Here is a 15,795-nt window from a genome sequence, read left to right as displayed (position 1 = left end):
AGTTACCAAATGCTTCTGGCACTGCTGCGCCAGTACATCCGGCCCTACCGGCGGCTGGTGGCGGTGCTGATGGTGCTCCAACTGATCAGCACGCTGGCGACGCTGTACCTGCCGACGGTCAACGCCGCGATCATCGACGACGGCGTCGGCAGGGGCGACACCGCGACGATCGTCCGGCTCGGCATGGTGATGCTGGCCGTCACCGGGCTACAGGTGCTGTGCTCGGTCGGCGCCACCTACTTAGGGTCACGAGCCGGCATGGGGTTCGGCCGCGACCTGCGCCTGGCGATGTTCGAACGCGTCACCACCTTCTCCGAGCCCGAGACCGCCCGGTTCGGCGCACCGACGCTGCTCATCCGCAGCACCAACGACGTCCGCCAGATTCAGTACCTGGTTCAAATCATGGGCACGGTACTGATCACCGCGCCGATCATGTGCGTCGGCGGAATCTTCATGGCCATTCATCAAGAAGCCGCGCTGACCTGGCTGTTGCTGGTCAGCGTCCCGGTGCTGGCCGTGGCCAATTACTGGATCATGTCGCACATGCTGCCGCTGTTCCGCCGGATGCAAGCGCTGATCGACGGCATCAACCGGGTAATGCGCGACCAGCTGACCGGGGTGCGGGTGGTCCGGGCGTTCACCCGCGAAGGCTTTGAGCGCGAGCGGTTTTCCCGTGCCAACAGCGCGCTGTCGAACGCGGCCCTGACCGCGGGCAACTGGCAAGCATTGATGCTGCCGGTGACCACGTTGACCATCAACGTCTCCAGCGTCGCGCTGATCTGGTTCGGTGGTCTGCGCATCGATCGCGGCCAGATGCAGGTCGGCACGCTCACCGCTTTTCTGGCGTACTTCACCCAGATCCTGATGGCCGTGTTGATGGCGACGATGACGCTGGTGGTGCTGCCGCGGGCGTCCGTGTGCGCCGAGCGGATCACCGAGGTGCTGTCCACCAATCCGGCGATCGGTAGCCCGCAACACCCCAAGCTTCCGGTCGCGGGGATCACCGGCGTGGTGCGCCTGGACCATGCGGCGTTCACCTATCCGGGCGCCGACCGCCCTGTGCTGCAAGATATCTCGTTGACTGCGCGGCCCGGCACCACCACCGCGATCGTCGGCAGCACCGGCTCGGGCAAGTCGACGCTGGTGTCGCTGATCTGCCGCCTCTACGACGTCACCGACGGCGCGGTCCTGCTCGACGACGTCGACGTCCGCGACTACGACAACGAGCGGCTGTGGTCGGCGATCGGTCTGGTCCCGCAGCGCGGATACCTCTTCTCCGGAACCGTCGCGGATAACCTGCGAATAGGCGCGGCCCCCGGCCAGCTGGTCACCGACGAGCAGATGTGGCAGGCGTTACGGGTCGCCGCCGCCGACGAATTCGTCCGGGCGCACACCGACGGGCTGCAGATGCGCGTCGCGCAGGCCGGCATGAATTTCTCGGGCGGCCAACGACAACGGCTCGCGATTGCACGGGCCGTCATCCGCCGACCGGCGATATATCTTTTCGACGACGCGTTCTCCGCGCTCGATGTCCACACCGACGCGCGCGTCCGGTCGGCTCTGCACGAGATCTCCGGCGGTGCCACCATCATCGTTGTCACACAGCGTATTTCGACGGCGTCGCAGGCCGACCAAATCATCGTCGTCGACAACGGCAGGATGGTGGGCTCCGGCACCCACGAGTCGTTGCTCGCCGATTGCACCACCTACGCGGAATTCGCCGACTCGCAGTCGGTCGATGCCGTGCGATCGGGCCGGACCGGGGGCACGCAGTGACCAGACCGACGAACCGGCCCCCTCCCAGCACGCGATCGCGCGACTTCTGGGGCACCGCTGCCCGGCTGGTGAAACGGCTTGCGCCACAACGCACGCTGAGCATCGCGGTGATCACCCTGGGCCTGACCGGCACGGTGATCGGCGTCGTCGTTCCGCGAATCCTCGGTCACGCCACCGATTTGCTGTTCAACGGTGTGATCGGACGAGAACTCCCGGCGGGAATCACCAAGGCGCAAGCCGTCGCCCAAGCGCGGGCGCGCGGCGACAACGCGTTCGCCGACCTGCTGTCCGGAATGGATGTGATGCCCGGTCACGGCGTGGACTTCGGCGCGGTGGCGAGAACGCTGGGGTTTGCCCTGGCGCTGTATATCGTTGCCGCACTGTTCATTTGGATACAGGCGCGCCTGCTCAACCTCACGCTGCAGCGCACCATGGTCGCGCTGCGCTCCGAAGTCGAGGACAAGATCCATCGACTGCCGTTGTCCTACTTCGACGGACGGCTGCGCGGGGAGCTGCTGAGCAGGGTCACCAATGACATCGACAACGTCCAGTCTTCGCTGTCGATGACACTTAGCCAGCTGCTGACGGCGATTCTGACCGTGGTCACGGTGCTGGCCATGATGCTGTCGATTTCACCGCTGCTGACCCTGACCACCGTGCTGACCGTGCCGCTGTCGCTACTGGTGACCCGAACGATCACGCGCCGTTCCCAACGCCTGTTCAAGGCGCAGTGGACCAGCATCGGACGCCTCAACGCCCACATCGAGGAGACGTACAGCGGCTTCACGGTGGTCAAGACGTTCGGTCACCGGGACTCCGCACGTGAGCAGTTCCGCAGCCTCAACGACGACGTCTACCACGCCAGCTTCGGCTCGCAGTTCTTCTCCGGACTCGTGGCGCCGGCCACGGCGTTCATCGGCAACCTCGGATACGTCGCGGTCGCGGTGCTCGGCGGCCTGCAGGTGGCCACCGGGCACATCACCCTCGGCAATATCCAGGCATTCATCCAGTACGTCCGGCAATTCAACAACCCGCTGAGCCAGGTGGCCGAGATGTACAACACCCTGCAATCCGGGGTAGCCAGCGCGGAGCGGGTGTTCGACCTGCTCGACGAACCCGAGGAGGCACCGGACCCGGCGCCGGCCGGCCTCAAAGGTGAGCAATCGCGCGGACGCGTCGAGTTCCAGCACGTCAGCTTCGCCTACCACCCGGGCACGCCGGTGATCGAAGACCTGTCGATGACGGCCGAACCGGGCAGCACCGTGGCGATCGTGGGACCGACCGGAGCGGGCAAAACCACGCTGGTGAACCTGTTGATGCGGTTCTACGACGTCGATTCCGGCCGCATCCTGGTCGACGGCGTCGACATCACCACGATGAGCCGGCAAGCCCTGCGATCGCGAATCGGCATGGTGCTGCAGGACACCTGGCTTTTCGACGGGACGATCGCGGAGAACATCGCCTACGGTCGGCCCGACGCCAGCCCGGCCGAGGTGGCCGAAGCCGCCGAGGCGGCCTACGTCGACCGGTTTGTCCGCACGCTGCCGGCCGGCTACCAGACCCGGGTCACCGGCGACGGCGCCAACATCAGCGCCGGCGAGAAGCAGCTGATCACGATCGCACGCGCGTTTCTGTCGCGTCCGCACCTGCTGATCCTGGACGAGGCCACCAGCTCGGTCGACACCCGCACCGAGGCCCTGATCCAGCGGGCCATGCATGAGCTTCGCCGCGATCGCACGAGTTTCGTTATTGCGCACCGGCTTTCGACGATCCGCAATGCCGACCGCATCGTAGTGGTCGAGGCCGGCCAGGTTGTCGAACAGGGCAACCACGCCGAACTCATGGCCCGCCAGGGTGCCTATTACGCGATGACCCGGGCTTGAACTCCCGATCTGACCCGGGCCTTAGGCGTTACTGAAACGACGCCAAGAAGTTATAGAGGATCCCTTTAGAAGTGCGGCCGACGCTAGTCCCATCAGCACCCCAACCGCACACCTGAAAGGGACCACAGCAATGTTCACCAACCGCCTCGCCACCATCGCCAGCACCGTCATCGGCGCCGCCGCCATCGGCATCATCGCGGTCGGCACCGCCGGCACCGCCGGAGCCATCAGCTCCGACGACGCGTTCCTCGCCCAGATGGACAAGCTAGGCATCTCCTTCAACTCGCCCGCCGACGCCATCAAAGACGGCCACAAGGTGTGCCAGGAGCTCGCCTCCGGCAAGACCGGGACCGACGTCGCCAGCGAGGTCCTGCAGCAGACGAACCTGACCAGCCACCAGGCGGCCTACTTCGTCGTCGATGCGACCCACGCCTACTGCCCGCAACTCGCCCCGCAGCTCACCTAGTCGCAACCACCCCACTGAATGGGGGGATCCCGATAACCGGGGTCCCCCCATTCGCCATTTGTCGGCCGGGGTGACGCGCTGAAGGGGTGGGCGCGAGGCTGTGTTCATCAGCACCCAGATGGCACCCGATAGGAATCGCACCACTCCCTCGACGGGGGGATCTCGGTAACCGAGATCCCCCCATTCGTCATCTGTGGGCACCACCGGAGGGGCTTCATTGGCGCCGCACACGCACCGCCTTCGACAACACCGTCACGCCCGCACCATTGCGGGAGCATCGGAAACCAGTGTCGGTCAATGCAATTCACTCCTCAAAGAGCGGGTATGCGATTCTGCGCCGACACCTGACGGACGCCGGATCCGGTTTAGACTTCCGGATCGGACATCGGGCTCACTAAGCTCGGTGGTCGGCTGTTGATTTGCTGCGCGGCGATTGCTATGCAGGAAGCAGCTGTGGCCACCACTGAAGGAGATGTCGATGAAGCTCTCGCCTCGCACCGTCACCGCCGCCGCTGCCACCGCGCTCGCCCTCGTACTCGCCATTGGTGGTTGCTCGAATAACTCGAACACCGGCAAATCGCCCGGCCCCACCCCCACCACCTCCAGCAGCGAGGCGGCCACCCTGCTCAAGCAGGCCGCGGACGCGATGACCAAGGTCACCGGCATGCATGTCAGCGTTGCGGTGCAGGGCGACGTGCCCAACCTGCGAGTGACCAAGCTGGACGGAGACATCTCCAACAGCCCCCAGACGGTTGCCACCGGTTCCGCAACGCTGCTGGTCGGCAAATCCCCGGAGGAGGCGAAATTCGTCTACGTCGATGGTCATCTTTACTCCGACCTCGGACAACCAGGCACCTACACCGACTTCGGCAACGGCGCCTCGATCTACAACGTGTCGGTGCTGCTCGACCCCGCCAAGGGCCTGGCCAACCTGTTGTCGAAACTGCAGGGCGGCGCGGTATCGGGCACCGAGCAGGTCAACGGCGTCGCGACCACCAAGATCACCGGTAGCTCGTCGGCCGACGACGTGGCCACGCTGGCCGGCTCCAAGTTGACCGCGCAGAGCGTGACGACGGTGCCCACCACGGTCTGGATCGCCTCGGACGGCTCCTCGCACCTCGTCCAGCTTCAGGTCCATCCGACGAACGACACCTCGGTGACGCTCACGATGTCGGACTGGGGCAAGACGGTGACCGCCACCAAGCCCGTCTAGTCGTGACCAGCAAACGCCCAACCGCCGGACCGCCGGCATTCGGAAAGGAATCACCAATGAGGACGATTGCTCGTCGCCGGCGGTTCTCTGTGGCCGTCGCCGGTATGGCCACCGCCGCCGCGGTCAGCGTCGCGCTGGCTCCGGCAGCCGGCGCCGCCGATCAATACGGCGCGATTGCCTACTCCAGCAATGGTTCCTGGGGCCGCTCCTGGGACTACCCGACCCGGCCGGCCGCGGAGGCCACCGCGGTCAAGAACTGCGCCTACACGGACTGCAAGGTCCTCACCAGCTTCACCGATTGCGGCGCCGTCGCGACCAACGGCAAGACATTCCAGGGCGGTGTCGGCAGCACCCTGGCCGCCGCGATGAAGGACGCGCTGACCAAACTCGGTGGCGGCTCCATCGACACCTGGGCGTGCAACTAGGCCCTCGGCTGCTGTAAAGCTGCCGCGCGCTCGCGAAAGGCCGCTTGAGCACGGTCTTTGTCCCGGTCAGCCCGGCGCGAAGTCACTCCAAGAATTCGTGGAGATAACGAATAGGCCACGATCGGAACCTTTTCTCAACCACCCCGCACCACCGCGGAATGAGAAAAGGGACCACGATGAAGACCACGTTCGCCACGTTCGCCAAGACCGCCACCTTCGCCGTCGTCGCAAGCGCCATCGCGCTGGGTTTGGCCACACCGGCCGGGGCGGCCGCGGGCACCATGTACGGCGACCCCACCGCCGCCGCCGACTACTGGCAGTACCAGAAGTACGACGACTGCGTGCTGATGGCGAGCGCCGACGTGATCGGCCAGATCACCGGCAAGCAGCCCTCGGAGCAGGCCATCATCAGGCGGGCGCAACTCACGCCGAGCGTCGTCCACCCCGGGTCGATCTACACCACGCCGGCCAACACCAAGAACCCGAATTCGGGTATGGGCACCAGCTTTGCCGATGTCCCGCAGCTGCTGAAGCTGTACAAGATCGACGCCACCATCACCAACAAAGGGCACGCCGCGAAAGACGGCATCGCCGGTGGCATCGAAGGACTGGAAGAGCAGCTGGCAGAGGATCACAAGGTCATCGTCAGCGTCAACGGTGAGCTCATCTGGGGCCAGCCCGTCGAGAACAAGGACGACGACGGAAACCCCCGGGGCGACCACGCCGTGGTGGTCACCGGCATCGACACCGCCAACAACGTGGTGCACCTCAACGACAGCGGCAACAAGGACGGCCGCGACGAGCAGATCCCGATGGCGCTCTTCATGAAAGCCTGGGAGGCCAGCAAGGAGCTGATGGTGTTCACCAGCTGAGCCCGCACAAATTGCCGAATCGGCGGGCAGCCACGCGGAGCGCATGCTCCAGGTGGCTGCCCGCCTTATGCGTTTTCGGGGAATCCCAATCGGATTCGAGCGGGCAATCGATGATCACGCTGGCAGGGAAGGCATTTGAGGCCGGGACAACCGCGCGCCGGCACCGGCGCCGCGGCACACCCGTCTTCGGGTTATTACCGAATTCCGGGGGTTCGTATCACAATGTTAAGGACATAACACCGTATGGGCAGGTGACGCCGCGCGGAGAACCCGGAAGGGCTGGTTAGCGACGATGGTAGACAAAAGCCTCGAATTCGGCCTGCTCGGGCCGTTGGAGATGACTGTTGACGGCACCATGGTGCCGCTGGGCACGCCCAAGCAGCGGGCAGTGCTGGCCATGCTGCTGATGAACCGCAATAGCCCGGTCGGTGTCGAGAGGCTGATCACCGCGCTGTGGGAAGACGAGCCCCCGCCGGGCGCACGGGCCAGCATCCACTCCTACGTGTCCAACTTGCGCAAGCTGCTCAGCGGAGCCGGTATCGACCCCCGCGTGGTGCTGGCCGCCGGGTTACCGGCTCGCGGTCGACGAAAACAGTTGCGATCTCGGACGGTTCATCACCGAGAAGACCGCGGGCGTGCACGCGGCGGCGGTCAGCCGGTTCGAGCAGGCGAGCCAGCACCTGACGGTGGCGTTGGCACAATGGCGCGGCCCGGTGCTCGAGGACCTGCGCGACTTTCAGTTCGTCGACACCTTCGCCACCTCGTTGGTGGAGGAGAAAATCCTGGTTCACACCGCGAAGGCGGAGGCCGAAATCGCTTGCGGACGTGGCGCCGCCGTGATCAGCGACCTCGAAGTCCTGATCACCGAACACCCCTACCGCGAGCCGCTGTGGGCGCAGTTGATCACCGCCTACTACTTGACCGATCGGCAATCCGACGCGCTGGCCGCGTACCGCCGGGTGAAGACGACTCTCGCCGACGAGCTCGGGATCGACCCCGGCCCGACGTTGCGCGATCTCAACGAAAAGATCCTGCGCCAGGAACCGCTGGACGCCAAGAAATCGGCGCGGACCACGGCAGTCGGCACCATCACCCTGCTGGATCAGCGCACCAAGGTCCCCGCCGGGAAGCCCGCCGCGCACCTGCACGAAGCCTCGGGTCGCAGCTACCCGCTGCGCGCGGCGGAGACCCGCATCGGACGTCTGAGCGACAACGACATCATCCTGGCCAGCGCCAACGTGAGCCGCCATCACGCCGTCATCGTCGACACCGGCACCAGCTATGTGATCAACGATCTGCGGTCGTCGAACGGCGTACATGTGCAGCACCAACGCATCCGGTCCGCAGCCACCCTGAAGGACGGTGACCACGTCCGCATCTGCGACCACGAATTCACGTTCGAGATCCCGCGCGGCTACAACAGCGACGCAGCGAACTGACTCGTACGAAAATTATTGCTGGGCGAGGTTTTTCGTATCAGCAACTGGCATGGCCAATCACCGCAAGGCTTTTCGACGGACCGCGCCCGTATCGACGCGCGACGCGCCCGCGCCGCGATCTCGCGATTGTCCCGCCTGTGAGTCCACGACGGCTTACCGTGATGGTTGCTAGTCGCGGAGGTTACGAACGAGGATTTGCCCGTAGTTGTTGATATCGTCGGCGGGTCTGCGGCCGGTTTGGAGGATCAGCGATGAGCGAGGAGAAAAACTCGCGCGTGGGGTCGATGTTCGGGCCCTACCACCTAAAGCGGCTGCTGGGCCGGGGCGGGATGGGCGAGGTCTACGAGGCCGAGCACACCGTCAAGGAGTGGACCGTCGCGGTCAAGGTGATGACCGCGGAGTTCAGCAGGGACCCCGTCTTTCGGGAGCGGATGCGGCGCGAGGCGCGCACCGCGGGCCGTTTGCAGGAACCGCACGTCGTGCCGATCCACGACTACGGCGAGATCGACGGCCAGATGTTCATGGAGATGCATCTCATCGAGGGCATCGACCTGGACGACATGCTCAAGCGGTTCGGCCCGCTGACCGCGCCGCGCGCCGTCGCGATCATCACCCAGATCGCCTCGGCCCTCGACGCGGCCCACGCCGCCGGCGTCATGCACCGCGACATCAAGCCGCCCAACATTTTGATCACCCGCGACGATTTCGCCTACCTGGTTGACTTCGGTATCGCCAGCGCCACCACCGACGAGAAGCTCACCCAGCTCGGCACGGCCGTCGGCGCCTGGAAATACATGGCGCCCGAACGCTTTTCCAACGGTGAGGTCACCTACCGCGCCGACATCTACGCGCTGGCGTGCGTGCTGTACGAATGCCTGACGGGCACCCCGCCCTACCGCGCTAGCACCGCCGGCGAGCTGGTCAGGGCACACACCAGCGATCCCATTCCGCTGGCCAGCGCGGTGCGCTCGGGCATCCCCAAGGCCTTCGACGCGGTGATCGCGCGGGGCATGGCCAAAAAGCCCGAGGACCGCTACGCCAGCGCCGGCGACCTGGCGCTGGCCGCCCACGAGGCGCTCAGCACTCCCGACCAAGACCACGCCGACAACATCCTGCGCCGCAGCGAAGAAGCCACCCTGGCCGCCGAGACCCCGCACGTCCCTCCTCCCCCCGCGCCGTCGCAGAGCAGCACACCACCGCCGCCATATCCGCCGCCGGCTCCGACGCCGGTCCCACCGCCCGCGCCGACGGCCCGGCCCTGGGCACCCGAGAGCGGGCCCGTCCCGACCCCGAGCCAGCCGGTCTCCAGCGCGCGGTATTACCAAGGCGCCAGCGGCAACTGGGGCGCAACGCCGCCGGGCGCACCCCCGCCCGCCGGCCCCACCGCCTGGACACTGGGGCAGCAACCGCCGCCCAAGCCCAAGCGCAGTCCCTGGCCGATCGTCATCGGTGCGGTCGCCCTGGTTCTGGTCCTGGTGGTCGCCGCGATCGGCGTCTACGTCGCCACGCGGGACGACGACAACCCGAAGCCGCTCCCCACCGCGACCAGCACCACGACCCCGCCGCGGACCACGAGTTCGACGCCGCCCACCACCACGACGACTGCGACGGGCGACCTCGACGCTCAGCTGCTCACCCTGGTGCCCCCGGGCTACCCCAGCGGCACCTGCACACCGGCCACCGCCAAGCCGAACACCGTCTGGTCGGGTGCGCTGGCGGTGGTCGACTGCGACCAGAACGTCAACCCGGTCGGCCCGTCGAAAGCGCGCTACGGACTCTTCCCGAACCCGGGCGTGCTGAAAGACGCGACGGACGCGGACATCAAGCTGCTGACGCTGGCGACCTGCCCCGGAGGAACCAACAACCCGGAAACGTGGCAGCACCCGGACGCGCCGAAGGTCGACGTCGGCGTGGTCGCCTGCGGCACCTACAACAACCACCCGAACATGGTGTGGAGCAACCAGGTCAAGCTGTTGCTGTGTGATGTCTTCGGCGACCCCCCGACCATCGAGGAGCTGCACACCTGGTGGACCAAGTACGGCGGCTGAATCGTGGTGGTCAAAGATTAACCAAGCCAACAGCATTCGATGCCGGAGTCGGCGGGCCGCAGACGGTCCGGCGCACACCAGCAAACCGCGCCCGGGTGGCAAAAACGCCAGGATCACACCAAGATCAGCTATACAAGTGGTGGATGTCGTGACGATAGTCGAGGCGGCTAGCTAACACAGCGGAGGCAATGGGTGGACGACAGGACCGACATGGTCACCACCATTCCCGGGTTGGAACTGCGGGCGGGCGGCCGTACCTGGCAGGCCACCGGTGGCCGGTCCTGGAGCATCGGTCGCGCGCACGAAGCCGACATCCAGCTGGAGAACCCGAGAGTGTCGCGCCAGCATGCGGTGCTGCAGCCGACGCCGGCGGGCTGGGTCCTGGTGAACCGCAGCAGCAACGGGATGTTCGTGAACGGCCGGCGAGTCGAGAGCCTGCCGATAGGCCAGCCGGTCACCGTCGTGCTGGGGTCGGCGTCCTCTGGGCAGGCGCTCGAACTCCACCCGGTTGCCGCACCACCGAGCCCCGCGAAGACACAGACCGTCGCACCGATGACACGGCCGGTCGGCGAGACCACGGTGGCCCGGCCGCCGACCGCGGTCTACCCGATGGACCAGATCACCATCGGGATTGGCCGCGGCACCGACAACGACGTCGTGCTCGACGATCTGCTGGTCTCTCGCCACCATGCGGTGCTGCGCCGCTCCGGCAATCAGTGGGAGCTCTTCGATAGCAACAGCGCCAACGGAACCTACGTCAACGGCAACCGGATCGCGCACGCGATCATCGGGCCCAACGACATCGTCGGCATCGGCCATCAGCTGCTGCATCTGTCCGGCGACCAACTCGTCGAATACACCGACACCGGCGACGTGTCCTACGAGGCGTCGAACCTGCGGGTGGTCTCCAACAAGGGCAAGGTGTTGTTGGCCAACGTCAGTTTCGCGCTACCGCAACGCTGCTTCATGGCGGTGGTAGGGCCAAGCGGCGCAGGCAAATCCACATTGTTGAGCGCGTTGACCGGATTCCGCCCGGCCGGTAACGGCGAGGTCCGATACGACAATCGCGACCTCTACAAGAACTACGCCGAGCTGCGACACCGGATCGGCTTCGTGCCGCAGGACGACATCCTGCACACCCAGTTGACGGTGCGGCGAGCCCTGAATTACGCTGCGCAGCTTCGATTTCCGCAGGACGTCTCCGCTCGGGAACGAAAGCAGCGCATCGATGAGGTGCTGGGCGAGCTCGGGCTGACCGCACATGCCAATCAACGGATCGACAGCTTGTCGGGCGGTCAGCGCAAGCGCACCAGCGTCGCGCTGGAACTGCTGACCAAACCATCCCTGCTGTTCCTCGACGAGCCCACCTCGGGCCTCGATCCGGGCTACGAGAAATCCGTGATGCAGACCCTGCGCGCCCTGGCCGACGACGGCCGATCGGTCGTGGTGGTCACCCACAACACCGCGCAGCTGAATCTATGCGACCGGCTGCTCATCCTGGCGCCGGGCGGGCGGCTGGCGTACTTCGGTCCGCCACAACAAGCCCTGAACTACTTCGGCTGCAACGACTTCGCCGACCTGTTCAACCTTCTCGAACACGACACCACGACCGACTGGACCGGCCGCTACGTCGCATCGCCCATTCACGGGGCCCTGACCGGGCCACACGCCACCCTGAAGGCCCCGGCACCCGCCGCCCGCGCCGCGAAGCCGGTTGCCCAACAGAGCGCGTTCGCACAGTTCACCACGCTGTGCCGGAGGTATCTGGCCGTCATCGCCGCCGACCGCCAGTACGCGGTGACACTGCTGGTCCTGCCGCTGCTGCTGAGCCTGTTCGCGCACGCCGTCCCGGGCGAGGCCGGGTTGTCGCTGACCAAGGCCATCGAGACGAAGTCCACTCAGCCCTCTCAACTGCTGGTGCTGCTCATCATCGGCGGAGCCCTGATGGGCTGCGCCGCGTCGATCCGCGAGATCGTGAAGGAACGGGCCATTTATCAGCGCGAGCACGGCATCGGGTTGTCGCGTGGCGCCTACCTGGCCTCGAAGCTGCTCGTGCTCAGCGCGTTGACCACGCTGCAGGGACTGATTCTCGGCTCCTCGGGGCAGCGGGCCTGCCCCCGCCGGACCAGGCCGTCGTGCTGCCTTGGCCCAGAGTCGAAGTGGCGGCGGCGGTCGTCGCCGTCACCGTGGTCTCGATGATGATCGGCCTGCTGATTTCGGCGATGATCGGCAACGCCGACCGTGGCATGCCGCTGCTCGTGCTGGTAGTGATGGCCGAACTGGTGCTGTGCGGCGGGATGTTTGGTGTCAAGGGTCGCATCCCGCTGGAGCAGTTGGCGTGGCTATCGCCGTCCCGCTGGGCCTATGCGATGGCCGCCTCGACGATCGATCTCGACGATCTGCGCCGGACCGCGGGTGGCGACGAAGACCCGCTGTGGGAGTACGACGCCGTCAACTGGTGGATGGCCGTGGCTGCCTGCGCGGTACAGGCGATCGTTTTGATCGCCCTGCTCGCGCTGCGACTCAGACAGCTTGACCCGCAACGCAAAGCGGCCAAGTAACCCGGCCTACCCGCGCTTGGCCGCCAGTCCCAGCGCGCTGACCGCCCACGAACCGCACGTCAGCTGAACCGACAACAGCCGGTACCCGACGTAGTACACGCCGTACGACCACGCCCGCTCGGCACCGGCGCGCCACCGTGCGGGCGACGGCGCCGCGACGCCGATCAAGGCCGCCATGACGGCGAGCACGGCCCTGAAGTCGGTCTCGGTGGTGTGCAGCATTGACATCCCCTCGCTGTAACTCGCGTCGGTATGGAGAAAGGGTCTGCCCACGCACTTGCCTGATCCTTGCTGAATCCTTGGAACGCAGCGCACATTTGAGGGCCGAGATCGCCGGGTGGGCAGCCCGTCGGCGTTTGCCGTTATCGAGCGGTGAAGCCGGTCGGCGCATACCGTCATGGGTGCTGACCGGGGGGGGTCGCGGCCGACGGGTCCGCCGGGAAATTGTTGATATGGTCGGCGGGTCTGCGTTGGTTTGGAGGATCAGCAATGAGCGAGGGGCAGGCCTCACGGGAGGGGTCGACGTTCGGGCCCTACCACCTGAAACGGCTGCTGGGCCGCGGCGGGATGGGCGAAGTCTACGAGGCCGAGCACACCGTCAAAGAGTGGACCGTCGCGGTCAAGCTGATGTCCGACCAATTCAGCTCGGACCCCGTCTTCCGGGAGCGGATGAAGCGCGAAGCCCGCACCGCGGGCCGTTTGCAGAAGCCGCACGTCGTGCCGATCCACGACTACGGCGAAATCGACGGAAAAATGTTCATGGAGATGCGCCTCGTCGAGGGCACCGACTTGGACAGCTTGCTCAAACGATACGGACCGCTGACGCCGCCACGGGCGGTCGCAATCATCACCCAGATCGCCTCGGCGCTGGACGCGGCGCGCGCCGCGGGGGTGATGCACCGCGACGTCAAGCCGCCCAACATCCTGGTCACCCGCGACGATTTCGCCTACCTGGTCGACTTCGGCATCGCCAGCGCCACCACCGACGAGAAGCTCACCCAGCTCGGCACGGCGGTCGGCACCTGGAAGTACATGGCCCCGGAGCGATTCACCAACGACGAGGTCACCTACCGCGCCGATATCTACGCGCTGGCCTGCGTGCTGCATGAATGCCTGACCGGGTCCCCGCCCTATCGCGCCGACAGCGCGGGAGTGCTGGTCAAGGCCCACATGAGCGATCCCATTCCGCTGCCCAGCGCGGTGCGCGCGGGCATTCCGAGGGCATTCGACGCGGTGATCGCGCGCGGCATGGCCAAAAAGCCGGAGGACCGCTATGCCAGCGCCGGCGACCTTGCGCTGGCCGCCCACGAGGCGCTCAGCACTCCCGACCAAGACCACGCCTCCGACATCCTGCGCCGCAGTCAGGAGGCGGCACTGCCCGGCAAGGACAAGCTCGAGCAGCCACCGACGATCGCGGGCACAGTGGCAGCGCCTCCCGTGCAGCCGCCGCCCCGCACACCGCCACCGGCGGCCCCGACCCCGACGCCGTATCCGCGCACCGGACCGAGCCCACGTCCCGCGCCGCCGCAGCATGCACCCAGCCCCCGGCCCTGGGCACCCGAGAGCGGCCCCGTCCCCAGCCCGGGCCAGCCCGTGTCCGGCCCGCAGTATTACCAAGGCGGCGGCGGCAACGGGGGCGGACCCCCACCGGTCCGCCCGACTCAGTGGAACCTGGGGCGGCAGCCGCCACCCAAACCGAAGCGCAATCCCTGGCCGATCATCGCCGCGGCCGCGGTGGTGCTGGTGGTCGTGGTCAGCGCGGTGGCCATTTGGCTGATCATCCCCGACCCGAAGCCGCCGCCGGAACCGATCGCTTCCACACGGCTCAACTCGCTGCTGCTGAATGCCTCGGATATCAACGCGGTCATGGGCGCGACGAACATCCAGCCCGGCAAGCCCATCACGTCGATGGGCACTTCCACGATGAATGTGTCGGTGCCGGCGTGTCAGGGAGCGCTGTATACGACGCAGGACGCCGCGTACGCCGGCAGCGGCTACACCGGCATCAACGGGCTGGTGTCCGCCGAGCCGGGCGACAACAACGACCACTGGGTCAACCAGGCGGTGGTGGCGTTTCCGACCGCCGACAAGGCCAAGGCGTTCCTGCAGAGCTCGCTGGACAAATGGAAGACCTGCGTCGGTCAGACGGTGACCGTGACGAGCTCGTCGGGCAAGACCTATCGGTGGACCTTCGCTCCCATCCAAGGCACGTCACCGAAGATCTCGGTGCTGCAAACCCAGGAGGGCGCCGACGGCTGGCAGTGCGAGCACGCGATGAGCGTGGCGAACAACGTGATCGCCGACGTCAACGCGTGCGGCTATCACATCAGCGATCAGGCCAGCCAGATCGCCGACAAGATCAACAACGTCTAGCTCTTAAGCCGTCAATGCTTAAGCGGCACAGCGACATTGACCTATTCGGTGGGCTATTCGGGTAGGTCTGGTCCTTGCGCGCGCAGATCGTCGACTGCCGACATCGCGTCGCGTAACTTGGCCAGCCATTCCTCGGTGTGCTCGCCGACGAGCTTGACCGACCACGCCAGGGCGTCGGCCCGCGACCTCGCGACGCCAGCGTCCACCAACGTGTCGAGCACCTGGCGTTCCGGTTGCTTCAAGCGTGTCATCACCGGAACAGCGATGTGCGTGAACAGGATTCGCTCACCGCCGATCTCCAGGCCCCAGGAAACCTTGCGCCCGTAGCGATCCTGCGCTTCGTCGGCGATGCGCATCCGCTCGAAACGGGTCTCCTCGCGGAACCGCGAGGCCCGGCCCTCGGCGCGCGCTTCGCTCTCTTCGGCCGCGTCGGCGAGCTTGCCGATGACGGTGATCTCTTCACGGTCGACGACGACCGTCGGGTCGCCGTCGAACCAGGATTCAGGCAGGCGTCCGGCGAACCATTCCGCCGCGCCGCTGGCATCGGGCTGCTGGGCTTGCTGCCAGCCCCCGGGGCGGCCGTACCGCCGCTGACTGTGCTGCGATTTCATAATTACATTATTACATCGTTACAGATGTAATAGCTAGGGACTTCGCTTCCGGCGAACGGCGGCCGAAAGTCGGGGGGTTACGGGACCGGCGAAAACCGTTGATATGGCCCGCTCACAGGCGTATTTTT

At 66.3% G+C, this 15,795-nt stretch carries 10 protein-coding genes and 2 pseudogenes; 10 read left to right on the top strand and 2 right to left on the bottom strand.

Going from position 1 to position 15,795, the window contains the following annotated elements:
• Window positions 1-9 precede the first annotated feature (9 nt).
• From G6N54_RS25725 to G6N54_RS25685, 9 genes and pseudogenes are all read left to right on the top strand, one after another.
• The gene (locus G6N54_RS25725) at window positions 10-1,776 is read left to right on the top strand and encodes an ABC transporter ATP-binding protein (protein ID WP_163793205.1); all 1,767 of its coding nucleotides are present in this window, start codon (window positions 10-12) and stop codon (window positions 1,774-1,776) included.
• Window positions 1,773-3,659 carry an ABC transporter ATP-binding protein gene (locus G6N54_RS25720; RefSeq protein WP_163793203.1) on the top strand — a complete coding sequence of 629 codons (1,887 nt, stop codon included), beginning with the start codon at window positions 1,773-1,775 and terminating at the stop codon, window positions 3,657-3,659. Before G6N54_RS25725 ends, G6N54_RS25720 begins: the two co-directional genes overlap by 4 nt.
• Before the next feature lie 130 nt (window positions 3,660-3,789).
• Window positions 3,790-4,125 carry a DUF732 domain-containing protein gene (locus tag G6N54_RS25715; RefSeq protein WP_163793201.1) on the top strand — a complete coding sequence of 112 codons (336 nt, stop codon included), beginning with the start codon at window positions 3,790-3,792 and terminating at the stop codon, window positions 4,123-4,125.
• 478 nt (window positions 4,126-4,603) lie between these two features.
• Complete coding sequence (locus tag G6N54_RS25710; RefSeq protein ID WP_163793199.1) at window positions 4,604-5,338, top strand: LppX_LprAFG lipoprotein; 735 nt, start codon at window positions 4,604-4,606, stop codon at window positions 5,336-5,338.
• 56 nt (window positions 5,339-5,394) lie between these two features.
• A complete protein-coding gene (locus tag G6N54_RS25705; RefSeq protein WP_163793197.1) occupies window positions 5,395-5,763 on the top strand; it encodes a DUF4189 domain-containing protein in 369 nt (122 codons plus the stop codon).
• Between the two features lie 176 nt (window positions 5,764-5,939).
• On the top strand, window positions 5,940-6,635 hold the full coding sequence (locus G6N54_RS25700) for a cysteine peptidase family C39 domain-containing protein (protein ID WP_163793195.1): 696 nt from the start codon (window positions 5,940-5,942) through the stop codon (window positions 6,633-6,635).
• Between the two features lie 292 nt (window positions 6,636-6,927).
• A pseudogene (locus tag G6N54_RS25695) lies at window positions 6,928-8,074 on the top strand (BTAD domain-containing putative transcriptional regulator).
• 251 nt (window positions 8,075-8,325) lie between these two features.
• A complete protein-coding gene (locus tag G6N54_RS25690) occupies window positions 8,326-10,122 on the top strand; it encodes a serine/threonine-protein kinase (RefSeq protein WP_163793192.1) in 1,797 nt (598 codons plus the stop codon).
• Between the two features lie 192 nt (window positions 10,123-10,314).
• Window positions 10,315-12,683: pseudogene (locus G6N54_RS25685) on the top strand (FHA domain-containing protein).
• 6 nt (window positions 12,684-12,689) lie between these two features.
• On the opposite strand, the gene G6N54_RS25680 reads toward G6N54_RS25685, so the two are convergent.
• Window positions 12,690-12,956: a hypothetical protein gene (locus G6N54_RS25680; RefSeq protein WP_163788002.1), complete on the bottom strand. Its 267-nt coding sequence runs from the start codon at window positions 12,954-12,956 to the stop codon at window positions 12,690-12,692.
• A 216-nt stretch (window positions 12,957-13,172) separates the two neighbouring features.
• Between G6N54_RS25680 and G6N54_RS25675 the strand changes: the two genes are divergently transcribed.
• The gene (locus tag G6N54_RS25675) at window positions 13,173-15,056 is read left to right on the top strand and encodes a serine/threonine-protein kinase PknH/PknJ (protein ID WP_163793190.1); all 1,884 of its coding nucleotides are present in this window, start codon (window positions 13,173-13,175) and stop codon (window positions 15,054-15,056) included.
• 53 nt (window positions 15,057-15,109) lie between these two features.
• Here G6N54_RS25675 and G6N54_RS25670 read toward each other — a convergent pair whose 3' ends face one another.
• Window positions 15,110-15,667 (bottom strand): hypothetical protein, encoded by a 558-nt coding sequence (locus G6N54_RS25670; protein ID WP_163793188.1) that lies wholly within the window; start codon window positions 15,665-15,667, stop codon window positions 15,110-15,112.
• Window positions 15,668-15,795 lie beyond the last annotated feature (128 nt).

The sequence above is a fragment of the Mycobacterium stomatepiae genome, assembly GCF_010731715.1.
GTDB lineage: Bacteria > Actinomycetota > Actinomycetes > Mycobacteriales > Mycobacteriaceae > Mycobacterium > Mycobacterium stomatepiae.
Note: the sequence above shows the minus strand (reverse complement) of the source record. Positions and strands in the feature narration are given on the sequence as shown.